This is a genomic window from Vibrio sp. V23_P3S9T160, from assembly GCF_963886625.1.
Taxonomy (GTDB): domain Bacteria; phylum Pseudomonadota; class Gammaproteobacteria; order Enterobacterales; family Vibrionaceae; genus Vibrio; species Vibrio anguillarum.
In genome coordinates, this window is the sequence record NZ_CAWPDB010000066.1 from 1 (window position 1) to 23,786 (window position 23,786).

The window sequence follows — 23,786 nt, forward strand, 5'->3', positions numbered from 1 at the left end:
AGATAATCCTAATTTGCGCTGTGAAAGGCTCAATATAAATGATGGGCAATGTAGAGTTCCACGCACGGACCTCATCTGGCATCGATTTGAAGTACTTAAAAATCCAAGCGATAGCAACAAGATTAAAGAATACGGATTAGTTCAAGCTTATCGAAAATGTCTCGAGCTCGCTTCACAAATTCAAGCTATTGATCAAACGGAACTGAAACAACGTCGATTTTCAGCACTCGTCAATACAGGGAAAGATTTAGAGCAGATTGAAAAAGAGCTTCAGTCATCCAGCTCCGCGGAAACCTTATACTTTCTCTGGAGTCAGATTGGTGATAAAAGTGCACAAAGAAAATTCTTACAACGTGAAGGTAAACCCGAGCTAGATACAGCAGAAATGCAATACGCTCTCGCTACTTTTTATGTTCAACGGGATCGAGAAAAAGCAATCTATTTGCTCCATCGAACCTTAGAACTCAGCCCAAAAGGCAGTATCAACCTTGATGCTATCAAATCTCTTGCCAGTACCAACCAAATTCTCAAACAGAAAGAAAAAGCTTACATTTGGGCGATGGTAGGGAAAACATTCAATGTGCCGGTTGCTTCAGAGACAGAACTCAAATTGCTGTACGGGTTTGATCAAGAAAAATTTGATGCACTCGACGACATCGCCGAAAAAATCGTTGACGCGATCAAAAATGGACAGTTTAAACCAGAGCTCATTCCTCTCGACTTTGCCAACTAACAAAATGTAATCATAAAACAAAGAGCGGTGATGAATTCACCGCTTTTTCACTTTTTGTTGAAAATTAACGACACTGAATTGACACAAAATCGTTCACCTGTTGTTTGAGGTCCATCAGGAAAAACATGCCCTAGATGGCTATCACACACCGCACAACGGATCTCAGTTCTAATCATTCCATGCGTTAAATCTTCAAGATAGCGGATTGCAGTATCATTGATCGGTGCATCAAAACTTGGCCAACCACACCCCGAATCATACTTATTGTTGGAGACAAATAACGGGCTGCTGCAACAGGTACACGCGTACACACCTGTGTCACGATTATGTAATAACTTGCCACTAAACGGGGCTTCTGTACCGCGTTGACGGCAAACATAAAACTCATCATCCGTTAGTCTTTCACGCCAGTATTCATCAGGTTTAACATTATTCTCAATCTTCGATTTCACTTACAAAACTTCCCTTCTTCTCAATATTGCACTGGTACTTTTTATGCCAAAAACTTGCATACTCCACTCTTTGTAGCACATACTTTCTCACCATGAAATGGTAGGTATGTAATTTCTAACTGCCTTAGAAGGCTAAAGTATTTTACGCCAGCTGAAAGTAAACAGAAGCGGTATAAAGTTTAAAATTTAATCACTTACGATTAATTGTGAAAAAAAGCGACGCTTTTTTTTGACTTTAAACAAGTTAAGTCCGATTATCTGTTGCAGACATTTACTGGATTCTGTAATTTTACTACCAGTTATCTTTAATCAGAAATTAAGTTGTGGAGCAACTATAATGACTATCAAAGTAGGTATTAACGGTTTTGGCCGTATCGGTCGTTTCGTATTCCGTGCAGCACAAGAGCGCAACGACATCGAAGTTGTAGGTATTAACGACCTTATCGACGTAGATTATATGGCATACATGTTAAAGTATGACTCAACTCATGGCCGTTTCAACGGTACTGTTGAAGTTGAAGCTGGCAACCTAGTTGTAAACGGCAAAACTGTACGTGTAACAGCTGAGCGTAACCCAGAAGATCTAAAATGGGATGCAATCGGTGTTGACGTGGTTGCTGAAGCAACAGGTCTATTCCTAGACGATGCAACCGCTCGTAAGCACATCACTGCTGGCGCGAAAAAAGTTGTTCTAACTGGTCCTTCAAAAGACGCGACTCCAATGTTCGTAATGGGTGTTAACCACGCTTCTTACGCTGGTCAAGACATCGTTTCTAACGCTTCTTGTACTACAAACTGCCTAGCACCTATCGCTAAAGTTCTTAACGACAAGTGGGGCATCGAGTCTGGTCTTATGACTACTGTTCACGCAACTACAGCGACTCAAAAAACTGTAGATGGTCCTTCTGCGAAAGACTGGCGTGGTGGTCGTGGTGCTTCTCAAAACATCATCCCATCTTCAACTGGCGCAGCTAAAGCGGTTGGCGTTGTAATCCCAGAACTAAACGGCAAACTGACTGGTATGGCTTTCCGCGTACCTACAGCGAACGTTTCTGTAGTTGACCTAACTGTTAACTTACAAAACCCAGCATCTTACGCAGAAATCTGTGCTGAAATGAAGCGCGCTTCTGAAAACGAATTCGCTGGCGTTCTAGGCTACACTGAAGATGCAGTTGTTTCTCAAGACTTCATCGGCGAAATCAACACATCTGTATTCGATGCTAAAGCTGGTATCGCACTGACTGACAAATTCGTTAAAGTTGTATCTTGGTACGACAACGAAATCGGTTACTCAAACAAAGTTCTAGACCTAATCGCTCACGTTTCTAAATAATCGTAGTGTTTAGCGAAGAAATTCGTTGAGAACAAAAAGGCGGCCATTGTGTCGCCTTTTTAGTATCTGTCCCTTTCATTAATGGGACTGCGTTAGACAATCCGAGCCGTTCCTCACTTATTTATCCGGTAGGAATGGTATGAGGTATCGAATTTATGGATCTGCAATCTCTCCCTACCCTGACTTATCTTTCTGACAACGTCACCATCGTTGAGAAAGAGGGCGTTAAAATTGTTCGCGTCATTCATGACAAAGCGACCGCCGGAATTACACTGCATGGCGGCCATGTCATCTCATTCACTCCTAAAGGACAAGATGAGCTCATTTGGATGAGTGACACGGCCATTTTTGACGGTAAAGCCGCTCTAAGAGGCGGGATCCCTGTTTGTTGGCCATGGTTTGGCCGTATTGCTGCACCAGCCCATGGTTTCGCACGCACCAGTGAATGGGCATTGATTGAACATAGAGAAAACGAGCAGGGCGTCATTATCGTGTTAGGGCTCGACCATTCGCCCCAAACACTGGCTATTTGGCCATTTCAATTCAAAACCCGTCTTTATGTTGAAATCGGTGACAAGTTAAAAGTCACTTTAGAAACGACCAATACGGATGAGAAAGCATGGACGTTTTCTGCAGCGCTGCACAGCTACCTCAAGGTTGGTAATATTACCCAGACCACTACTACAGGTATGGGCGTTGAATATATAGACAGCTTACAAGATGCAAAAATGTGTCAAGGTGGTTCAACACTCATCCTCACCGATACGATTGATCGCGTCTATACCGCGCCTGAAGCACAAATTCAGGTCCAAGATCCTGTTTTGAATCGCACGTTAGTGGTTGAAAATACTGGACACAACTCTGCCGTCTTGTGGAACCCATGGGCTCAAGGCGCTCAATCAATGGCAGATATGCCTGACGATGGTTATCAAACGATGCTGTGTGTTGAATCTACACTGCATGCCCCTTGCTTGTCCGCAGGAAAAACCTTGCAACCAGGTGAAAGCCATCAGCTCGTCACGACGGTTTTTTCCAACTAAGCTTTTTTGGCGAATTTTCCGTCATCATACTCATGCTGAGGACAGTGAAATCACGCTGTCCTTTTTATTTCTAGCCGCAGACGCTAAACTGGCGCCTTTGTTTTTCAAGCGAGATCTTCATGGCGTATCTGTGCCCCCTTTGCCAGCAACCTCTGTTGCAACAGCAGCAAATATTGAAATGTGAAAATAATCATCAATTTGATATAGCCAAAGAGGGCTACGTCAATTTGATGCCTGCACATCATAAACGCTCAAAAGATCCGGGTGATAATAAAGAGATGATGCAAGCTCGTCGCCGTTTTCTTGAAGGTGGACATTACGATCTAATGCGTCAGACGGTCGCTCAGTTGTGCAGTAAGTATCTGCAAGATTCTTCTTATCAGTTTTTAGACATCGGCTGCGGCGAAGGTTACTACACCCAATTTGTCGCTCAAACGCTTGCACAACACTCGACACAATCGGTCACCTATGGGTTAGATATCTCTAAAATCGCCGTCCGTTATGCAGCAAAGCGCTACCCTATGGTCAACTTTGTCGTTGCCTCCAGCCACCGCTTGCCCTTTGACGATGCTTCCCTAGCCGGTATATTACGAATTTATGCGCCCTGTAAAGCACAAGAGCTTTACCGCTGCATTCAAAAGCAAGGAGTGGTGATTACCGTTACACCCGCGGCAAGGCACCTCTATCAGTTAAAAGAAGGGATCTATCCTAATGTTCAACTGCATGATGAAACCGCAGAAGAGATAGCTGGGTTTACATTAGTAGAGCAACAAAAACTGCACTACACCATGGCATTAAGCGGTAACGATGCTTTTGATTTATTACAGATGACGCCGTTTGCATGGCGGGCCAGTGATGAGCTAAGAGCGCAATTAAAGCAAGCTGAGCAATTTAATTGTGAGGCCGATTTTATGATCAGCGTTTATCGCAAAGTTAGTTGATAATAATTCTCATTATATTGCAAATCCACAGTGTCTCCATTATTATGCCAAATTCAAAATGGAGACACTCATGCGCTTAGTTACTTCTCTGGCTCTACTATTACCACTTTTTGGCTGTGCTTCGCACCAGCCGAAGCCCATTGCTCACTTTTATGACTACCAATTATCTACCCCTAGCGGCAAACCATTGAATCTCAATTCGCTGCCGAATGAGATAAAAAATGCCGATATCATTTTAGTCGGTGAGTGGCATACACACCCAGCCATTCATCGCTTCCAAACCGAGCTATTGGCACAACTCAGCCGCGAAAACACCCATGTAGCCTTGTCTATGGAACAATTTTCACGCGATGAACAAGAGATACTGAACCGCTATCTAGCAGGAGAAATCGGCGAACAATACCTTATTTCTCAGACCAGAGCGTGGCCAAACTACCAAAGTGACTACCGCCCACTGGTTGAATTTGCAAAATCACAGCAGTTGGATGTCATTGCCGCTAATGCGCCTAAACCTTTCGTACGTTGTATCGGCAAAGTAGGGATCAAATACCTTGATAAATTAACGCCAGTAGAGCGGGCTCAGGTTGCACACCAAATTGACACCTCAACCTCTCCCTACAAAGCGAAGTTCATGGAATCAATGCACCACGGTTCAAAAGAGCAAACTGAAAAACAGTACGCAGCTCAGGTCGCTTGGGATGAAACAATGGCAGAAAGCATGGTGGATTATTTACAAAACCACCCGACAGCTCAGGTGATGCACATCGCAGGTAAGTTCCACACCGAGCAGGGTTTAGGCACGGCGCATTCTATCCTTCGTCGAAATCCTGATTTAAAGGTTGCCATCATCACGCCCGTAGAGGATACCCAGGCATCGTATCCTGATTTCCAACTCACTGTACTGCCAATTCCCACCGCCTATGTTCAAGCAGAGCATCGCATGCAAGCCTATCAACAGATAAAGAATCGCAACACAGATCTCACTTGCGACTAATTAGCGGCGAATAACGGGCCTGCTTATTCTTTTCATATAAAGTAGGCGCGTTTTTTGCTTGCACACACTTCATACAAATTGCGAATTTTTGCACAAGTTTTTCATAAATCTGTCGATACATTAACTGATGGCATTTATAGGAGAGAAGTATGACACCGGTAGGGACAAGCTCAGCGCAACTGCACTCACTCCAGCAAGTTAGGGCTCAAGCAAATTCTACAGCGGCATCCCCCCCCTCTGCCCCGCTCAAAGTGGAGCAGAATACCGTCACTTTGTCTGATGAAGGCAAAGCCTTGCTCGCAGCGCTGCAACAACTCGACAAAGAGAGTAAGTTAGAAAACAAAGAGAAAACCGTGACAGGCAAAGTGGAATCATTTGCTCATGGTGCTTTGGGGTTAGATCATCCAGATAAAAAACCAGAAGAAGACGATAGCTCCTATTCCGCAGGGAAATATTTTTCCGCCGCAGCAACAGTAGGAGGTTTGTTACTGCTTCTCTAGTCTTTTAGATTTCTATTGGATATTAATTGCGATTTGGATGGTTGATGATGTGGTCCTCCCAGTCGATAACATCAATCTCATAAACGACTTTGTTGCGAACACTTTCTTGCGCGGCGTGCATCGCCTCTTTGGAGCCGGTAATCAAAGGATGCCATTGCGGCAATGTTTTGCCTTCTGACAGTACACGATAGGCGCACGTATCCGGCAACCAGTTAAATTCATCAATTTTATCACGCGTCAGTTTTAAGCACTCCTCACCAGAATTGAAACGGTTTGGATAATCCTTGCATGAGCAGGTATCGCTGTTTAACCAACTGCAAGCGACATTGGTGTAATAGACCTCATCACTATCTTCATCCATTAACTTGTGTAAGCAACACTTACCGCATCCATCACAAAGCGACTCCCACTCCGATTCCGTCATTTGTTCTAATTTCTTATTTTGCCAGAATGGTGTGTTCATGAGTCTCTATCTTACTTAACGAATGGGGTGCGTGTTATACCTCCACACCAACCAAAGTTCAAGGATAAAAACGGCTGGTTAATTTAGGAAGCTATTGCTGTACACTTCGGTCACATCTGCTAGGATCGTCACCCTTTTCTTTTTACTGGTACTCAATTATGGAATGCAGACTTGGTTGTGGTGCGTGTTGTATCGCCCCTAGTATTTCTTCCTCCATCCCGGGTATGGAGCAAGGAAAGCCAGCAGGTGTACGTTGCATTCAACTTAATGACGCTAATTTGTGCAAGTTATTTGGTAAGCCTGAACGTCCAAAAGTATGCCACGAATTTAAGCCTTGCCCGATGGTCTGTGGCAACACGAACCAAGAAGCTTTGAGCAACATTACCGAACTCGAAAAAATCACTTGATGGCACTGCTTTGTTTGCCTTAATTGATGGCGTCACTCAAAATTGCCCCAGCAGCTAGGGCAATGATTCGAAAGGTACTACAGCTTTTGTCTGCCAAGCAAAGAGTGTGATAGCGTCGTGCCATCAACAAGCTCAAGCTCACCGCCAACAGGCACACCATGAGCAATACGGCTCGCAGAGACTTGATGGGCGCGACATAATTCCGCAATGTAGTGCGCGGTCGCTTCCCCTTCAACGGTTGGGTTAGTGGCAAGAATGACTTCGGCAATGCCACCACGTTGCAAACGGTAATCCAGCGTATCTAAACCAATATCACTCGGGCCGATACCATCTAAAGGTGATAAGTGCCCCATCAGAACAAAATAACGTCCAGAATATTGGCCTGTAGCTTCAATGGCCGCAATATCAGCAGGGCTTTCGACTACACAGAGTTGGCCATTATCCTGCCGCTTAGGGTTGCTACAAATATGACAAGTTTCTTCTTCAGTGAAAGTTCGACATTCACTGCAATGTCCAATTTCTGTCATGGCTTGGCTTAAAGCATCGGCGAGCTGTAAGCCGCCTTTTCTATCGCGCTGTAACAAATGAAAGGCCATACGCTGTGCTGACTTGGGACCCACCCCAGGCAGACAACGTAAGGCCTCCATCAAATGCTCCAGCATATGACTGGTACGCATTAGTAACCTATTTTGTTTGTTAAAAAGGTTGTTTGTTAAAAAGTCGTTCGTTAAAACGGCATCTTCATACCTGGTGGTAATTGCATACCGCCAGTGACAGAAGCCATTTTTTCTTTTTGAGTCTCTTCCACGCGGCGCGCAGCATCATTGAAAGCGGCGGCAATCAGATCTTCTAGCATCTCTTTGTCGTCTTCCATTAAGCTTTCATCAATCTCTACACGGCGTACGCTGTGGCTACCAGTAATGGTCACTTTTACCAGACCAGCACCAGACTCACCAACCACTTCCATATTCGCAATTTCTTCTTGTAGCTTTTGCATGCGCTCTTGCATTTGTTGGGCTTGCTTCATTAGGTTGCCCATACCGCCTTTACCAAACATGTTTATCTCTCTGGTTGAATTGAGTGTTTCACATAAGGTGGGGTCATAACATATAGATTCAACCCCACACTCGCTTAATTGATTAAATCGGCCGCACACTGTCGCGATCAAGTTCCGCATCAAAACGTCGCTTGAAGAACATTACGTGAGAGTCGGCCTCCAAGCTGTTCAATGCTTGCTCTAATTTGAGTTGGTAAAGACGCTCTCTAAGCTCCAATGGAGTCTCACCTTGCTCACCAATTGTCACGCTAAGGTGGCACTCTTCAGCTAATGTCTCATTGAGCGCTTCTAACAACTCGCTTTGTGCTTTATCGGTATTAAGATGGGCCTGACTTGGCCGCAGCACTAGCTCGATTGATGAGCCCGATTTGTGGTAGACAGAATTAAGTGCTAATTGTTCCACTAACTTGGCAATATCGAGCTGGTGGATCAGAGCTGCCCACTCATCTTGTTCTATCGATTCTGCAAGTAACTTTTCTGCCATCTCTGGCGTTTTAATATGTTCTAGCGCTTGCTTAATTTGTGTCGGTGTCAGCTCTGTTTTTTGTTGCTCAACCACCACAGGTTGCAGCGTTGGACGCCACTGATAAGGCTCGTTGTCCAAGGTTGGGGCAGCTTCAGGAGCGGATGTTGACAAAGGCGACACTCGAGCTGATTTTCCATGCGAGGCAACACGCTCAAGCACAGATTCAGATTTAGTCGATGCCGCATTAGGCTTTTTTGTCCCGTTGCTCTTTGTTTCATTCACTCCTTTTGCTGGCTGAGCAACCCCTTGGCGCTGTGAACGCAACTGGTGTCGCAGCCCTGCAATCGGTGAGGGACGTGGAGCTGAAGAAGGTGCCGGTGGTTGAGGTACTGGTGCAGGCTCATACGATTCTGGGGCATATTCCATTGCACTGGACATGTCATCATTCATATCCGCATAGCGGTTATCGTAATCTTGAACGATGCCATAATCAGGCGGAGTATCCTCATGCCTTTGTGGCTCATTAACCTGACTGTCCGATACGGGAGCCGCCGACGTTTGCTTAGGTTCAGTTAGAGGCGTTGCCGCTGATGCGGGTTGTAGTGAAGGAGTGCCGTGACTTGGCACTGCGACATCTGAACTCACTTCAGTGCTGAACGTATTCACCAACGATACAGAAGCAGGACGAAACGCCATCATACGTAGCACAATCATTTCCAGCCCCGTTCGAGCGGTTGGCGAGAGTGCTAAATCTTCACGCCCTTTTAAAGCAATTTGATAATAGAGCTGCACATCTTGTGGGCTCAGTGCTTTGCTAAGCAGTTGCACTTTCTCTGAGTCAGGTTGGGTTTTGTCCAGTGTTGCTGGCAACGCTTGATACATCGCAATACGGTGTAACTGCGCCGCGAGTTGTTGTAGTAATCCATCCCAATCCACACCATTTTGTGCTAAGTGTGCAACGCTATCCATCGCCGTTTGAGGCTGTTTACTGCTAATGGCTTGCAGTAAATGGAGTGCTTGATCTGTGTCTAGCGTGCCAAGCATTGGGGCGACTACATCGGCCATCACCTGGTTATTACCTAGTGCTATCGCTTGATCAGTTAAGCTAAGTGCATCACGCATACTGCCATCGGCAGCATGAGCGATCATTCTTAATGCTCTCGCTTCACAAGGGATCTGCTCTGCCGCTAAAACATGCTCAAGCTGATCGTGGATATTTTCAACACTGATCGGCTTAAGATGAAACTGTAAGCAGCGCGATAAAATCGTAACCGGCAGCTTTTGCGGATCTGTCGTAGCGAGCAAGAATTTCACATACTCAGGCGGCTCTTCCAACGTTTTAAGCAAAGCGTTAAAACTGTGGCGCGACAGCATGTGAACTTCATCGATTAAGTACACCTTGAAGCGACCGCGAGCAGGCTTGTACTGCACGTTATCAAGTAATTCGCGCGTATCTTCGACTTTGGTTCGTGATGCCGCATCTATTTCTAAAAGATCAACAAAACGGCCTTGGTCAATCTCTCGGCAAGTATCACATTGGCCACAAGGTGTGGCCGTAATACCTGTTTCACAGTTTAACCCCTTGGCAAACAAGCGACCAATCGTCGTCTTGCCTACACCACGTGTACCGCTGAATAAATACGCATGGTGCAATCTATTTTGGGCCAACGCATTTTCTAGTGCAGTTAAGACATGTGCTTGCCCCACTACCTCATTAAATTTTGTTGGTCGCCATTTTCGCGCTAAGGCAAGATAACTCATGAGTACGTCCAGTTGATTAGCTTAGTGACCTTCAAATTCACAAATACTATAAACGTTCAGGCCCAAACCTTGTAAACGTTTGTCTCCGCCAATTTCAGGTAGGTTGATGACAAAAGCCGCGTGCTCGACTTCACCACCAAGTTGGCGGATCAATTTAGTCGTCGCTTCAATCGTACCACCTGTTGCCAGTAGATCATCCACCACCAGCACTTTATCACCTTGTTTGATCGCATCAACGTGAATTTCTAATGTGTCAGTACCGTATTCCAATTCGTAAGATTGGGCTAACGTTTCGCGTGGTAACTTACCCGGCTTACGTACAGGTACAAACCCCAAACCAAGCTCTAAAGCCAATGGCGCACCAAATAGGAAACCACGCGCTTCTGTACCCACAACTTTGGTAAAGCCCATGTCTTTATATTTTTCGACTAATAAAGCAATGGTTGCTTGATAGGCTTTTGCATCCTCTAGCAGGCTAGTTACATCACGAAACAAAATGCCAGGTTTTGGGTAGTTAGGGATGCTTTGAATGCTCGATTTGATCAAAGAGATAGTTTCGGTTGTCATAACTTACATTTACTTAGATTGGCTCTTCATTTCTCACGATACATTTACGTATCAGAATGATAGAGCGTGAGCTCTCAGCAACATAGATAAGCCACAATATCTTAGCCGCTGAAAAAACAAACGCCCATTCGAAGAATGGGCACACTTCCCCATAATGCTAGTGATTTTCTTGTTGGTTAGCAACCTGCTCATGAGTGGGAAGTCGAATAAACCAAGTGATCAGGACCACAAGCATAGTAAACAACATAATTTTGAGCCAAAAGTGTGGGACAACCCAGATGGAAAAAATAAAGCTTAGAATAATCCACAAACATCCCCGTTGTTTCACTTGCCGCGAAACAGCACCATGTTGCTGCCAATTATCCAGTATTGGGCCTAGCGTCTGATGTTGATGCAACCAAGCATGAAAACGAGGGCTACTTCGTAAGAAGCAAGCGCTAGCAAGGAGTATGAAAGGTGTTGTGGGGAGTAGCGGTAAGAATATTCCTATCACGCCTAACAGAAGGCAGAGCCCACCAGCCACCGTAAGAAGAAAATGACGAATATTGATGGTGAACTCCCAACGTACTATCCAACTCAGAAAGTTGAATAACCATTAAACACACGGATCCAAGTCAGTATTGCTGGCAATATAGGGATCGAAAGTACGGCAATAAAGCCTAAAAAATAAAAAATGTTGTAAGGTTCTTTAAAATTCTGCTCTTCCATCATAACTTCTCTAGTGTTGGATGACTCCGTTCGTTTTTGGCACCATAAACAAAGTTAATGCAACGTAAACGAATTGGGTGATTGTTGTTCTAGACGCGAACTATACCTCAAAGAAATCACCGCAAACACCGACTAAAGATAAGGTTATTAACTGCTGCCACCTTGGTAAATATTGAGTTTGAAACTACTCGAACCTAAGCGATTAGTTGATAGCTGACAAGTTGAGTTGATCGGTAAATCTTTAGTGATAAAGTTTTTTAAACAGTTCTGCCCAAGGCTAACACCCGCGGCAATATGTTGAGTTAAGTAGCCATTTGACCATTGACTGTCGAGCCCAGCTGGCAGGATAGAGAGTGTACCTTCGCTTAAATCCGCAATACCGAATACCGCGTTGATTGGATTAGCACACTCTGAGCATTCAATACCTTTTTCCAGTATGTCGGCAAGGTCTTTCAGATCGGCACTGAAGCTTTTTAAGTTGCGAAGATAATCGTGAAACAGAGCACGAACGAGCAATGTTGAAGCCACACTATTTTCATAATGGGCATCTGAATCGACTAAGTAAAAGGCAAACTGCCCGTTCATCAACCACGCATAGTCAAATACCAGCGGCATCACATCCGCCGATTGTAAAAGACGGTAACTACACTTCCAACTGCCTTGTGAAGTATCCTTTTCTGGTAATAACGCGTGCAGCAAATCTTTCGCGGTACTGGGGTTTTCTCGTAAATACTCCAGATGCCAATGCAACTCTTGTTCTTCTGGAATATCACCACCATCATCGACCCGGAACCATTGCGTCGAAAAATCGCGCTGATCAGATAAACGACTGAACGTATCTTCGAGCGTACTTTCTATTGCACTGCTTAAATACTGGTGGTTACCAATCGGTTTAGGAAGAAAATCCTTAACACCAAATCGCAGCACTTTTGCAACATCAGCCATTTCATCAGTTGCAGAGACCACAATCAGTGGCAGCGAGGGATACTCAAGGCTCACCTCTTCAACAAACTCAATGCCGTTCAGTACTGGCATTGCTAAGTCACACACAACAAGGTCAGGCTCCGCATCTTTTAACTTGCGCAACCCCTCTAAACCATTTTCAGCTTCAAGCACTTTATAGCCTTGAGCCGACAAATAACCACTGGTTATTCGCCTAAAAATTGGGTCATCATCAACGAGCATGATCAGTTTTTGCTCGACATGCTGATTATCTGAAGGTTTTTTCGCCAAGAACTCACTAGCCTGAATGTGAGATTTATACATAATCCTGCCTCACAATGCTTTTAAAAAGCAGTCATTTTATTGTTATAGGATAAATTGATAGGTTACTTTATAAAGTAGTCGCAAAATAAGATTTATACAAATGTTCCACTTTGTAACTCGGTTGCATACTATATATATGGGCTATGTATGGATTGTACGGAATGTTACTTTCGTCAAACAAGTTGATATGACTCAAGATTTGACAAATGATATACGTATAAATTACTCAAATTCGAAAAATAATGTGTCAGGAACAATGAAATTAGATGACCTAAACCTCTTTCGACTGGTTGTCGAAAATGGAAGCTATACCGCAACTTCTCGTAAAACAATGATCCCCGTTGCGACCATTACCCGACGCATTCAAGCATTGGAAGATTCTCTGAATCTTAGATTGTTGAATCGCCATGCTCGAAAACTTTCGCTGACTGAAGCGGGTGAACGTTTTTTTCAAGAGTGTTCACCGTTGCTGCATCGCTTAGCTGCAACAGCAGAAGAGCTCACCGATGAATGCCGTGGCGCTTCAGGCAAACTAAGAATATCGTCACCATCTAATGTCACGAAACGCATGATGATGCCTATCTTCAATGCCTTCATGATGCAGTACCCAGATATCAACATAGAACTGACCACCAGCAATCAGGCCGATCAACTCGACCCAACCGAATGGGATGTCATTTTTAGAGTTGGCCCTCAACGAGACTCCAGTTTGATTGCGCGAAAAATTAATGAAGTGAAAGATGTGTTAGTCGCAAGCCCAGGGTATTTAGCGAAACACCCTGCACCAACTCATGCCGAAGAGCTCAGTAATCATTCATTATTGAAGGGATATCCTCTAGTAAAGTGGCAGTTGACCAACAATAAAGGGGAATGCGTGGTCAATTGTGATACTGGTCGTTTTCAGGCCAACGCTTTAAATGTAGTGCGCAGCGCTTGCTCTGAGGGGCTGGGTATCACCTTAATGCCGGATGTAATGATTAAAGAATTTATCGAAGAAGGCAGCTTAGTCAGAGTACTGGAAGACTGGGTTTCCAACCCTCGTGATATTTATATGCTGTACAACCACAAGGATCATCTACCTGAAAAAGTCAGGCTATTTATTGATTTTGTGATTGCCTATCACATCCACTAGATTTTAGGCCCAGCATTGCTGGGCCATGAGTTATCGCAGCGGCAGATAGTCAATAAACTCGCTATAGAAACTCAATAAATTTACTCAAATCACGTTCAGGCACTTTCATTGGCGTGCACCCTGCTGTCCCTAGGTATAAGAAACCAACGATTTGATCATCGTCCTTAGCACCTAATGCTTGCCGAACGTGAGAGTGGAACATCCAGCTTCCCGAACGCCAGAAACCTTGAAAACCTTGTGCTACCGCGGCCATTTGCATCGCTTGTACTGCGCATCCCGCAGAGAGATGTTGTTCAATCGCTGGCACTTTTTCATGATCCGTTACTTTCGCGATCACTGTGATTACCATAGGTGCTCGAAACGGTGCATTCTTCGCTTTTTCTATCTCAGCATCACTGCCGTTATCCGCTCGCACAGCAGACGCCAAAATACTCGACAACTTTTGCAAACCCGCTCCCTGAGCAATCACGAAACGCCAAGGGGTTAAACCGCCATGATCGGGCGCTCGCAAGCCTGCTCTAATAATATTTTCCAAGACCAGACCTTCAGGTGCAGGCGATGTGAGATTGGCGATTGAACGACGGTTAAGCAGCAACTCTAGTGCATCCATTTCGATTCCTTATTGATGATTTTCCATAATCTTATACCAAACTGAGAATAACTCGCATAAAGAGATGACCTCATTGGCTATAAATGAAAAAAAGCGAGGATATTCCCTCGCCTAATTTAAGCAAACATATGAATGAAAACAGCCGAGATGACTACGGATAAAAACGTGCTTCAACCCCAGCACGAGTCAGTAGCCCATCACAAGGAGCGAATTTATCGCCATACTTCTCAGCATGTTGATTCATCATTTCCACTAATTTCTTGATACCAATTTGGTCTATGTAACGGAATGGGCCGCCCAAAAACGGCGGGAAACCGATACCGAAAATCGCACCAATATCGCCATCTCGCGCACAACGAATTACGCCCTCATCCAAACAACGTACGGCTTCATTCAGCATAAGTAACACGCAACGCAGCGCGATCTCCTTATCACTCTGCTTGGCATCTGGCGTGATTTTCAGCAATTTGTAGATAGATTTGTCGATTTCTTTTTTCTTACCTTTATAGGTATAGAATCCCTTACCACTTTTACGCCCTTTGCGATTGTCATTGAGCAGCAAATCAAATACGTCTGGTCCTTGAAAACGTGGGCCGAGTTCTTGCACTAGAATTGGCATGATTTTCGAGCCAACATCAATGCCCACTTCGTCCAATAACGTGATAGGGCCGACTGGGAAACCGAAATCGAGTAAAGCCGTATCTATCTTTTCAATCGACTCACCCGCCATCAGGATCTGCGCCGCTTCATTCATGTAAGGTGCAAGGATACGGTTAACATAAAAACCAGCGCAATCTTTGACCACAATCGGTGTTTTGCCCTGTTTTTTCGCCAAGGCCACCACTGTGGCTATCGTCTCTTGCGATGTGGTTTGATGAGGGATCACTTCCACCAGAGGCATTTTTTCAACAGGACTGAAATAGTGCAATCCAATCACATTCTCTGGACGCGCCGCCTTCGCTGCAATTTTCTGGATTGGAAGCGAAGAAGTATTCGTCGCAAAAATGGTGCTGGTTTTGGCATTCGCTTCAACATCAGCCACCATTTGCTGCTTAAGCGTGAGATCTTCAAATACCGCTTCAATGACAACATCGATATGCTGATAGCTGGTAAAATCAATCCCGCCAGACAATTGCGCCATTTTTGTTTGCATCTGCGCTTTGGATAAAATGCGACGCTTGCGCTGTTTATCGAATAATTTGTAGTTGTAATTGAGCGCGTTTAATACCCCATCATTCGAAACATCTTTGATTCGTACGGGAACCTTGGCTTTTGCAACGCTAACATGGCTGATCCCTGCCCCCATTAAACCACCGCCCAATACGCCGATACGTTTCACGGTTTGAGGTTTTGCGTCGCTGCCCGTCTCTTTTTTCATTTCTGTGGTGGCAAAGAAAATCGAGCGCAGTGCTTTGGATTCCGAGCTCATCACCAAATCACCAAATCGCTTCGCTTCAAGCTCTAACCCGGCTTTAAAACCACGATCTAAACCGTGGCGGATCACCTCTAAAATCGCGTCTGCAGCTGGGTAATTACCTCGTGTTTTTTGCTTAGTCTTTTTAGCGGCCTGATCAAAAATTAATTTGCGACCAAGCTGCGTATGAGAAATTAATTTCTCTTTGGCCGACGTATTGACCTGATGACGTTTTTTCCCAGAATTATCGAGCACATACTTCTTGGCCACATCCAGCAAGATAGTCTCTGCTACGCAAGCATCAATAACACCCAGCTGTTTTGCTTTTTTTGCGCGCAGCTGTTTACCCGTCAAAATCAAGTCAAGAGAAGGTAACAAACCAATCAAACGCGGCAACCGCTGCGTTCCACCGGAGCCTGGCAGCAAGCCTAATTGCACTTCGGGCAAACCCAAACGCGTGATGTCCGCGTCGCTGCACACCCGGTAGTGACAAGCCAGCGCCAGCTCTAAACCACCACCTAAGCATGGGCCATGAATCGCGGCAACCACTGGGAATGGCAAATCCGATAAGGTTTGAAACATCTCCTGACCTTGCTTGGCCAATGCTTGTGCTTCGCTGGCCGATTGGCAAGCGTTCAGCATACGGACATCCGCTCCAGCAATGAAATTATCTGGCTTAAGCGAGTGAATCACCATCCCCTTTAGGCTGGTTTTTTGAGCCTCCAAGGTCGCAAAAACCTCTTGCATCTCTTGGGCAAACGCTGCTTGTAGCGTATTCATTTTTTCGCCGGGAACATCAATCGCCAGCCACGCAATATTTTGTTCATCAATTGTTAAATGAAAAGCTCTCTCTGTGCTCATTATTCAACCTCCAAAATCATTGCCGCGCCCAAACCACCCGCTGCACAAGCGGTATTCAGCCCTAAACCACCACCACGTCGTTTTAGTTCACGCAGTGTTTGTGTGATCATGCGCGCACCCGTCGCCGCAAAGGGGTGACCATACGCAATAGAACCACCTAGCACATTAAATTTATCCATATCAATTTCGCCAATCGCTTTTGCTCGACCAAGATGTTCCTGTGCAAACTTATCACTGGCGAACATTTTCATATTAGAGAGGGTTTGCGCGGCAAACGCTTCATGCATGTCAATCAATGTGAGATCGGAAAGCTCAATACCGGCACGTTGTAAGGCTAACGGTGTCGCATAAGACGGTCCCATTAACATATCGTGTTCAACACCAATCGCTGAAAAAGCGTAAGAACGGATATAACCCATAATCTCCAAACCAAGCTCTTTAGCACGGCCTTCACGCATTAATAGAATAGCGGCAGCGCCATCGGTTAGTGGTGTGCTGTTGGCGGCCGTCACGCTACCATATTGCCTATCAAACGCTGGACGTAACTTGGCATAACCTTCCAGAGTCGAGTCATGACGAATATTGTTATCTTCAGCGATCCACTTTTTATAGGGCTCTGGGAATGCCGTCATGACTTCGCCTTGGATTTTGCCCTCTTTCCAAGCTTGTGAAGCTAAAGAGTGAGAACGATGTGCCAAAGCATCTTGATCCAGTCGGCTTATATGATGAGATTTTGCCATCTGCTCAGCCGTTTGCCCCATCGAAAGGCCCGTTGAATATTCAGCGACCGCGGGGGGGACTGGCATTAAATCTTTAAAAGATAATGATTTTAAGATGCTGAGTTTCTGAGCAACGGTTTTGGTTTTACTTAAAGCGAGTAAGCTAGCGGCTAATTTTTTAGACACTCCAATCGGCAAAACGGAAGACGAATCGGCACCACCAGCCATACCAATATCAATCGTGCCAGCCATTATGCTTTCAGCCACATTCACCGCCGCCTGAAAACTGGTAGCGCACGCTCGTGTGACGCTGTACGCATCGGTATGGATGTTCATTCCTGTCCCTAAAACGATCTCACGCGCGATGTTTGGTGCCTCAGGCATTTGCACGACTTGTCCAAAGACGAGTTGTTCGATCAATTTAGGATCGAGTTCCGTTCGCGCAAGCAGTTCACTCACCACCATCTTGCCTAAATCGACTGCAGGAACTTGACTAAATTCGGTACTTTGACGCGCAAAAGGGGTACGCAACCCCGCGACGATAGCCACACGCTCACCAGAGCGCGTTTTGACTTCCTGTTTGCCCATTGTTTCTCCTTAGAATAGAGGTCTGACCTGGCACATTGTAACGAGGTTGTTAAAACAATCAAACAAGTGTTTAAATAAACGTGATATTCGCATCGAATCGAAGAAAGTAATGTAGGGAGAGGAGATGGATAATCACTTAATCTTTAAATGAATAATGGAGTTATACCCAAACAACTTGGAGTTGCAGGTAGGCGGCAAGTGAGTGAGTCCCAATAAGCATAGGCAAACGAACGTAGCCAACACCGCTGCGGCTTCAAGTAGGAAGGGTATATAAGCAAAAAAAAACCACACAATAATGTGTGGTCGGAATATATAAAGCAATTAACTTACGCCAATTGAAATAATCAGTTTCCTGATTAGGAGAAAGTAAAGTCAGCCTTCAAAAGGAAGTGTCATCTTGCTCAACATGTTAGTCGCAATGACTAACGAGATGACAAGGTGTACTATAGCCACTTCGTGCTATGAGATTTTGAAGTAGATCAATTTTATATTGATTTATTCCATACTATGAAATTAAAAAGCCGTCGACGCTTGAATTGATGTTACCGAACAACTTGAACGGATCGAAAGCGAACGAATACGCGAAGCGTTCATCGCAAGACGACCATAAAATGGCCTAAACAAAGAAGAAATCACAGAGCAAACGGAGACTCATGTGTCGATAATAACCATGTTTGGAAAGAAAAAGTCCAGCAGCCCGGTCAATAGTAATATTGACAGACAGAGAAAATATGAAACGCTTGTGCGTGCTTATCACCGAGATCTTTTTCGTTATGCCTATTGGCTATGTAAAGATAAAAGCATTGCTGAAGATTTAGTCCAAGAAACCTGCTTGAGGGCTTGGAAATCTCTCGATAGTTTGCTCGACGAGAAAGCGGCCAAATCGTGGCTTATAACTATTCTTCGTCGCGAGAACGCGCGCCGCTTTGAGCGCAAGCAGTTTGAGTTGGTCGATATTGATGACTACAGCGGTGACGTAAAAGTCAACGATGATCCTCATCATCAACAAGAGTGGTTGCAGGCACAGATAATGAAGCTGGATATTGAATACCGCGAACCTCTTTTCCTACAAGTCATTGGTGGTTTTAGTGGTGATGAAATTGGCGAGATCCTCGAACTCAATAAGAACACGGTCATGACTCGTCTGTTTCGAGCTCGTAATCAATTAAAAGAACAATTGGATTCATCAGAAGCGTATAAGGGGCAGCAAAATGGATGAATTAGAATTTCGCCGCCGAGTTATGTCCGATCCAAAACAGCATGACCAAGAGATTATCCAAGCGGCATCCACTAGTGATACTAATCGTCAGTTCCTAGAGGACATATTGAGCTTAGATGCAACGATTGCTACTGCAATGAATGTAGACGTGCCTGACGATCTCGCAGACCGTATTCTATTTAGTCAAACCACAATGGCAAGCAATGTCATCCGCCCTACTTTTGCCAAGCAAGCGATGACATTGGCTGCATCGATTGCTTTTGTGTTTGGTTTATTGGTTGGCCAAATCAATTGGCGAAATGTGCTCATTCCACCGGCGCAGGCAAGCCTAATGGACACCGCCATCAAACACGTCATTGATGAAGAAGGCTTTGTCAACCAACTGGATGAACAAGTGAATTCAACGCAGATCAACGCCAAAATGCTGCCATTCGCTTATCAGTTAAGCAGTAACTTCCCTTACCACGTTTATTACCTAAACCACTGTGGTTTTGGCAAGGCAAACGCTCTGCACATGGTTTTTCAAGGTGAAAGCGGGAAAGTGACGCTCTTTTTCACAGGCATTGCCAGTGAACAAGCCGTGAACTTTAATGAGCAAGGCATGGCAGGAATCATCGAACCCGTCGGTGATGCTAGCCTGATCCTTGTCGGTGAAAATGGCGAAGATGTCACGAACATCGCTAAAAAACTAATGCCTATGCTAAAACCTTCCCATTAAAACCATTCCTGGCCTGTATATAATGCGGGCCAGGTTCCCTAGACAAAAATAGAGCTTAAACTCTATAAACAAGCATTTTCCGCCTTTTTCCTGCCAAATAGACATCATTTCTGCAATTTTATCATTCAATTAGACAATGGTCGGATTTCTATCTTCTATACTTGCCTCTAGTATCAGCCACCAATTGAGCATTTGCTCAAAAACAACGTCCATTAGAGGCGATGAAATCAAAAAGGAAAAGCACCATGAACAAGACGCGTCTGTTTAAAAAATCGTTACTTGCCGTAACGGTAGCTCTCGCTTCACAACAAGCACTGGCAGCGGGCTTTCAGCTCAATGCACAATCTGCGACTGGCCTAGGTCGTGCATTTGCTGGTGATGCTGTTATTGCCGATAACGCATCGGTGATGGCTCGTAACCCTGCCGCAATGGCGTTGTTTGATGAAACCTCACTCTCTTTGGGCTTTGAATCCATCACAACGATGATTGATGTCAAAGATGCTAAATACAACGGTGTATCAATTTCTGACGTTGATGATGTAGGCGGAACATCTATTGCCCCTAACATTCACCTAATAGTTCCAGTCAATGACCAATTTGCTTGGGGCGTTAACGCTTATACAAATTTTGGCACAAAAACAGAATTTTCAGATTCTTATCCAGCATCAGAATATGGTGGTTTAACGGACGTTAAAAGCTTTAACTTTGGACTCGCAGGCTCATACCGAATAAATGAGCAACTTAGCTTTGGGGCAGGCTTAGACTTGATTTATGGTCAAGGTACGATGCAGCGTTATGCTAGTGCAACCTTAGCAGCTGGGTTATCACAGAAATTCCAAACTACCATTCCGGCAGGAACAGCTTTGCTAAATGTTGATAAGGCCGATGGCTGGGCGGTCGGGTTTAATTTAGGTACGGTATATGAATTAGATGAAAATAATCGATTTGGCTTCGCATATCACTACAGCCCTGAATTTGAAGCCAAAGATGATTACGGACAAAAAATCGTTCTTCCACTACCTGATATAGCAGAATTCTCTGGTTTTCATAAAATCAAGGATACACAGTTTGCAGTCCATTATAGTGTGCAATGGATTGGCTGGAGTGCATTTGACCAAATCGACTTTAAGAACCTAGACTCTTCACAATCACCTATCGCCTCTATTTTAGCTGGCGGCGGCGTTTATGGTAAAGAGTATAAATGGCAAGATGGTTGGCACTATGCGATAGGTGGAACTTACTACCTAAACAGCGATTGGACTTTACGTGCTGGTTATATGTATGACACCAGCGCACAAGATTCTTTAACTTCAGTCTCAGTGCCAGACTCAGATCGCCAATGGCTCTCTGCTGGTTTTACTTACGAAGTTGATGAGCGATCTAATGTAGACTTTGGTTTCACTTACCTACTTGGTAAGGATGTGCAAGTGACTGAGAATTCGGCTGGTACTGTTTTGACGGCAACGACTCACGCAGATGCAATCCTAGTCGGCTTACAATATAGCCGCAACTTCTAAGCGCAACGTTTATTAGCATAGCGTCAATAAAGGGCTGGTTTTCCAGCCCTTTTTAATGCTTGTAATATCGTCTCCTCGCCTAATTCAGCTAACAACTGTACCTTTTGGGCCTTAAACCACACTACAAGTGTTCGCCAAAAATCAGAAACACTTTCATAACAAGCAGAGTATTCTTCTTATAATTAAACCTTTAATAGATTTTAATTTCAAAAACAACAAATTCACTGCTTTATATTTTTAAAGCATTAGCTCTAACCTTAAAATCCCCACACCGAATTCAAATATTTCAGCGAACATTATAATGAAATCAAATAAAACTCTTCTTTCACTTGCAGTGGCATGTGGACTATTCAGCGTATCAAACGCATCTCAAGCCGCCGGTTTCCAATTGGCAGAATACTCTGCAACGGGCCTTGGGCGTGCTTACGCCGGTGAAGCGGCTATGGCTGATAACGCCAGTGCACAATGGCGTAACCCTGCCATGCTGACTTATTTGAAAGGTACGCAAATTTCTGTTGGTGCAATTTACGTTAATCCGAATGTTGATGTGAATGGAAAAATCAACGGCGCATTAGAAGCAAGCTCAAATGACTTCGCAAATGATGCCGTCATCCCCAATTTTTACCTCTCACATCAAGTGAACGATAAAATGGTACTAGGTTTAGCACTCGGTACTAACTATGGCATGGAGACCGAACTTGACCGTAATTTCAGCGCGAGCCACTTTGGTAATCAAGCGATGGTTAAAACAATGGAAGTCAATGCCAACATCGGCTACCAACTCACTGATGCGGTTACCGTTGGCGGTGGCATTCGTTATGTGATTGGAGAAGGCCATTTCGGTGCGACCTCTCCGGCTCAAACTAAGCCTCTTCCACAAGGTACAACACTAAAGTACATGGAAGGTGAAGATAAAGCTTGGGGTTGGCAAGTGGGTACGGCATGGCAGATCAATGATAGCAATCGCATTGGCTTTACTTATAAATCCGAAGTTGACCTAAAGCTTACTGGCACAGCGAATATATTTTCGAAAGAATCGGGCAAGGTGGTGAATGATACAGGTTCAATGATGCTCACTATGCCTGCCACCGCTGAACTGGCTAGCTACCACCAACTAAATGAACAGCTGGCACTACATGCCAGTATTAACTGGACCGATTGGAGCAGTTTCGAAAAGCTTGAAGCGGATTTAAACACTCTTGGCTCGGTGATGGTTAAAGAAGAAAACTGGGAAGACAATTACCGTTTTGCTCTGGGTGCGACTTACCAAGTCGATGCAAAATTAGCACTGCGTACAGGCATTGCTTACGATATGGCGGCAGTTAACGATAAAAACCGTACCATTACCATCCCTGAAACTGATCGAACTTGGTTAAGCGTTGGTGCGGAGTATGCCTTCACGGAGCAATTCACCGTAGACACTGGCTTTACTTACATTTTTGCCAAAGATGCCAACATTGTGGAATCTCGTGGTTATGCTTCAGATGATGCAGCGCAAGCCGTTGGAGGCCAATTTTCTGGCACCACGGCAGGTAATGTTTGGCTTATCGGCGCACAAGCCAATTACCGCTTCTAAACTCATTAGAGATACTCCCAGAGGCCAGAGCACTGCTCTGGCTTTTTTATTCCTTGTAATTTCGATGGTTTTTGCTGCCGAGTAGTTGAGCTATGATAGCGGCAACGCTATTAATGAACAGGATTGAGCATGTCGACTGAAGAAATTAAAAATGAACGCCATAAAGCGAGACAACAGAAAGTAAAAGAGCAAGTCGATGCACGAATTGCCGCGGCTCAGCAAGAGAAAGGGTTGTTATTGATCATTACCGGCAATGGTAAAGGGAAATCCACCTCAGGTTTTGGCACCATTGCGCGCGCTGTCGGCCACGGTTTGAAATGTTCGGTAGCTCAGTTCATTAAAGGAACCTGGGAAAACGGTGAACGTAATCTGCTTGAAAAACTGGGCGTCGAATTTCAAGTCATGGCGACGGGCTTTACTTGGGAAACGCAAAACAAAGAAGCCGATACCGCAGCGGCGCAAGGGGTTTGGCAAGAATGCAAACGCATGCTTAAAGATGAGTCGATTGATGTGGTGTTGTTTGATGAGCTGACCTACATGGTGAGCTATGGCTATATCGAATTAGACGAAGTGATTGAAGCCTTAACAACACGGCCAGCAATGCAGTCGGTGGTGATCACGGGCCGAGGAGCACACCGCAGCTTGATTGAAATCGCCGATACGGTGTCGGAAGTCAAAAATGTGAAACACGCCTTTGAGTCGGGCATCAAAGCACGAAAAGGCATCGACTGGTGATAAAAAAGC

Annotated in this window: 24 protein-coding genes; 13 read left to right on the forward strand and 11 right to left on the reverse strand. The window is 44.7% G+C overall.

The window, feature by feature from the left end; genetic code table 11:
* Positions 1 to 733: DUF2989 domain-containing protein (locus AACU59_RS03655; RefSeq protein ID WP_161437780.1), on the forward strand; the 733-nt coding region annotated here is incomplete at its 5' end.
* A 47-nt stretch (positions 734 to 780) separates the two neighbouring features.
* Here AACU59_RS03655 and msrB read toward each other — a convergent pair.
* The gene (gene msrB / locus AACU59_RS03660) at positions 781 to 1,185 is read right to left on the reverse strand and encodes a peptide-methionine (R)-S-oxide reductase MsrB (protein ID WP_013857228.1); all 405 of its coding nucleotides are present in this window, start codon (positions 1,183 to 1,185) and stop codon (positions 781 to 783) included.
* Between the two features lie 337 nt (positions 1,186 to 1,522).
* On the opposite strand from msrB, the gene gap reads away from it, so the two are divergent.
* From gap to AACU59_RS03685, 5 genes are all read left to right on the forward strand, one after another.
* Positions 1,523 to 2,518: a type I glyceraldehyde-3-phosphate dehydrogenase gene (gene gap / locus AACU59_RS03665; protein ID WP_010317219.1), complete on the forward strand. Its 996-nt coding sequence runs from the start codon at positions 1,523 to 1,525 to the stop codon at positions 2,516 to 2,518.
* Between the two features lie 155 nt (positions 2,519 to 2,673).
* The gene (locus tag AACU59_RS03670) at positions 2,674 to 3,558 is read left to right on the forward strand and encodes a D-hexose-6-phosphate mutarotase (RefSeq protein WP_094145647.1); all 885 of its coding nucleotides are present in this window, start codon (positions 2,674 to 2,676) and stop codon (positions 3,556 to 3,558) included.
* 119 nt (positions 3,559 to 3,677) lie between these two features.
* Positions 3,678 to 4,499, forward strand: a complete 822-nt coding sequence (rlmA, locus tag AACU59_RS03675) for a 23S rRNA (guanine(745)-N(1))-methyltransferase (protein ID WP_013857231.1) — start codon at positions 3,678 to 3,680, stop codon at positions 4,497 to 4,499.
* A 70-nt stretch (positions 4,500 to 4,569) separates the two neighbouring features.
* A complete protein-coding gene (locus AACU59_RS03680) occupies positions 4,570 to 5,493 on the forward strand; it encodes a ChaN family lipoprotein (RefSeq protein ID WP_217898842.1) in 924 nt (307 codons plus the stop codon).
* Between the two features lie 149 nt (positions 5,494 to 5,642).
* The gene (locus AACU59_RS03685; protein ID WP_094145648.1) at positions 5,643 to 5,993 is read left to right on the forward strand and encodes a hypothetical protein; all 351 of its coding nucleotides are present in this window, start codon (positions 5,643 to 5,645) and stop codon (positions 5,991 to 5,993) included.
* Positions 5,994 to 6,015: 22 nt separating this feature from the next.
* Here the strand turns inward: AACU59_RS03685 and AACU59_RS03690 are convergent, their stop codons facing one another.
* Positions 6,016 to 6,456, reverse strand: a complete 441-nt coding sequence (locus AACU59_RS03690; RefSeq protein WP_017047805.1) for a YcgN family cysteine cluster protein — start codon at positions 6,454 to 6,456, stop codon at positions 6,016 to 6,018.
* Positions 6,457 to 6,614: 158 nt separating this feature from the next.
* Between AACU59_RS03690 and AACU59_RS03695 the strand changes: the two genes are divergently transcribed.
* A complete protein-coding gene (locus AACU59_RS03695) occupies positions 6,615 to 6,863 on the forward strand; it encodes a YkgJ family cysteine cluster protein (RefSeq protein WP_013857235.1) in 249 nt (82 codons plus the stop codon).
* A 77-nt stretch (positions 6,864 to 6,940) separates the two neighbouring features.
* Here the strand turns inward: AACU59_RS03695 and recR are convergent, their stop codons facing one another.
* From recR to AACU59_RS03725, 6 genes are all read right to left on the reverse strand, one after another.
* Positions 6,941 to 7,540 (reverse strand): recombination mediator RecR, encoded by a 600-nt coding sequence (gene recR / locus AACU59_RS03700; protein WP_013857236.1) that lies wholly within the window; start codon positions 7,538 to 7,540, stop codon positions 6,941 to 6,943.
* Positions 7,541 to 7,590: 50 nt separating this feature from the next.
* Positions 7,591 to 7,920 carry a YbaB/EbfC family nucleoid-associated protein gene (locus AACU59_RS03705; RefSeq protein ID WP_013857237.1) on the reverse strand — a complete coding sequence of 110 codons (330 nt, stop codon included), beginning with the start codon at positions 7,918 to 7,920 and terminating at the stop codon, positions 7,591 to 7,593.
* 82 nt (positions 7,921 to 8,002) lie between these two features.
* Complete coding sequence (dnaX, locus tag AACU59_RS03710; RefSeq protein ID WP_094145649.1) at positions 8,003 to 10,147, reverse strand: DNA polymerase III subunit gamma/tau; 2,145 nt, start codon at positions 10,145 to 10,147, stop codon at positions 8,003 to 8,005.
* A gap of 21 nt (positions 10,148 to 10,168) precedes the next feature.
* Positions 10,169 to 10,714 (reverse strand): adenine phosphoribosyltransferase, encoded by a 546-nt coding sequence (gene apt / locus AACU59_RS03715; RefSeq protein ID WP_013857239.1) that lies wholly within the window; start codon positions 10,712 to 10,714, stop codon positions 10,169 to 10,171.
* 157 nt (positions 10,715 to 10,871) lie between these two features.
* A complete protein-coding gene (locus tag AACU59_RS03720; protein ID WP_017044101.1) occupies positions 10,872 to 11,237 on the reverse strand; it encodes a YbaN family protein in 366 nt (121 codons plus the stop codon).
* Between the two features lie 332 nt (positions 11,238 to 11,569).
* On the reverse strand, positions 11,570 to 12,688 hold the full coding sequence (locus AACU59_RS03725) for a response regulator (protein ID WP_017044561.1): 1,119 nt from the start codon (positions 12,686 to 12,688) through the stop codon (positions 11,570 to 11,572).
* A gap of 256 nt (positions 12,689 to 12,944) precedes the next feature.
* Between AACU59_RS03725 and AACU59_RS03730 the strand changes: the two genes are divergently transcribed.
* Entirely contained in the window at positions 12,945 to 13,820 is an 876-nt protein-coding gene (locus AACU59_RS03730; RefSeq protein ID WP_026027659.1) for a LysR family transcriptional regulator, read from the forward strand.
* A 61-nt stretch (positions 13,821 to 13,881) separates the two neighbouring features.
* On the opposite strand, the gene AACU59_RS03735 is transcribed toward AACU59_RS03730, so the two are convergent.
* The 3 genes from AACU59_RS03735 to fadI all read right to left on the reverse strand — a co-directional run bounded on the left by AACU59_RS03735 (position 13,882) and on the right by fadI (position 18,012).
* Positions 13,882 to 14,430, reverse strand: coding sequence for an NAD(P)H nitroreductase (locus tag AACU59_RS03735; protein ID WP_094144669.1), 549 nt, complete (start codon positions 14,428 to 14,430; stop codon positions 13,882 to 13,884).
* A gap of 151 nt (positions 14,431 to 14,581) precedes the next feature.
* On the reverse strand, positions 14,582 to 16,705 hold the full coding sequence (gene fadJ, locus AACU59_RS03740; RefSeq protein WP_094144670.1) for a fatty acid oxidation complex subunit alpha FadJ: 2,124 nt from the start codon (positions 16,703 to 16,705) through the stop codon (positions 14,582 to 14,584).
* Positions 16,705 to 18,012, reverse strand: coding sequence for an acetyl-CoA C-acyltransferase FadI (gene fadI / locus AACU59_RS03745; protein WP_013857245.1), 1,308 nt, complete (start codon positions 18,010 to 18,012; stop codon positions 16,705 to 16,707). The genes fadJ and fadI overlap by 1 nt, the downstream gene beginning before the upstream one ends.
* Before the next feature lie 670 nt (positions 18,013 to 18,682).
* Here fadI and AACU59_RS03750 point away from each other — a divergent pair.
* The 5 genes from AACU59_RS03750 to cobO all read left to right on the forward strand — a co-directional run bounded on the left by AACU59_RS03750 (position 18,683) and on the right by cobO (position 23,777).
* Positions 18,683 to 19,231 carry a sigma-70 family RNA polymerase sigma factor gene (locus AACU59_RS03750; protein ID WP_088717986.1) on the forward strand — a complete coding sequence of 183 codons (549 nt, stop codon included), beginning with the start codon at positions 18,683 to 18,685 and terminating at the stop codon, positions 19,229 to 19,231.
* Positions 19,224 to 19,949, forward strand: a complete 726-nt coding sequence (locus tag AACU59_RS03755) for a DUF3379 domain-containing protein (protein ID WP_017044335.1) — start codon at positions 19,224 to 19,226, stop codon at positions 19,947 to 19,949. The genes AACU59_RS03750 and AACU59_RS03755 overlap by 8 nt, the downstream gene beginning before the upstream one ends.
* A gap of 245 nt (positions 19,950 to 20,194) precedes the next feature.
* Positions 20,195 to 21,466, forward strand: a complete 1,272-nt coding sequence (locus AACU59_RS03760; RefSeq protein WP_176428508.1) for an outer membrane protein transport protein — start codon at positions 20,195 to 20,197, stop codon at positions 21,464 to 21,466.
* A gap of 301 nt (positions 21,467 to 21,767) precedes the next feature.
* Positions 21,768 to 23,042, forward strand: a complete 1,275-nt coding sequence (locus AACU59_RS03765) for an outer membrane protein transport protein (protein ID WP_094144952.1) — start codon at positions 21,768 to 21,770, stop codon at positions 23,040 to 23,042.
* A 129-nt stretch (positions 23,043 to 23,171) separates the two neighbouring features.
* On the forward strand, positions 23,172 to 23,777 hold the full coding sequence (gene cobO / locus AACU59_RS03770) for a cob(I)yrinic acid a,c-diamide adenosyltransferase (RefSeq protein WP_010320670.1): 606 nt from the start codon (positions 23,172 to 23,174) through the stop codon (positions 23,775 to 23,777).
* Positions 23,778 to 23,786 lie beyond the last annotated feature (9 nt).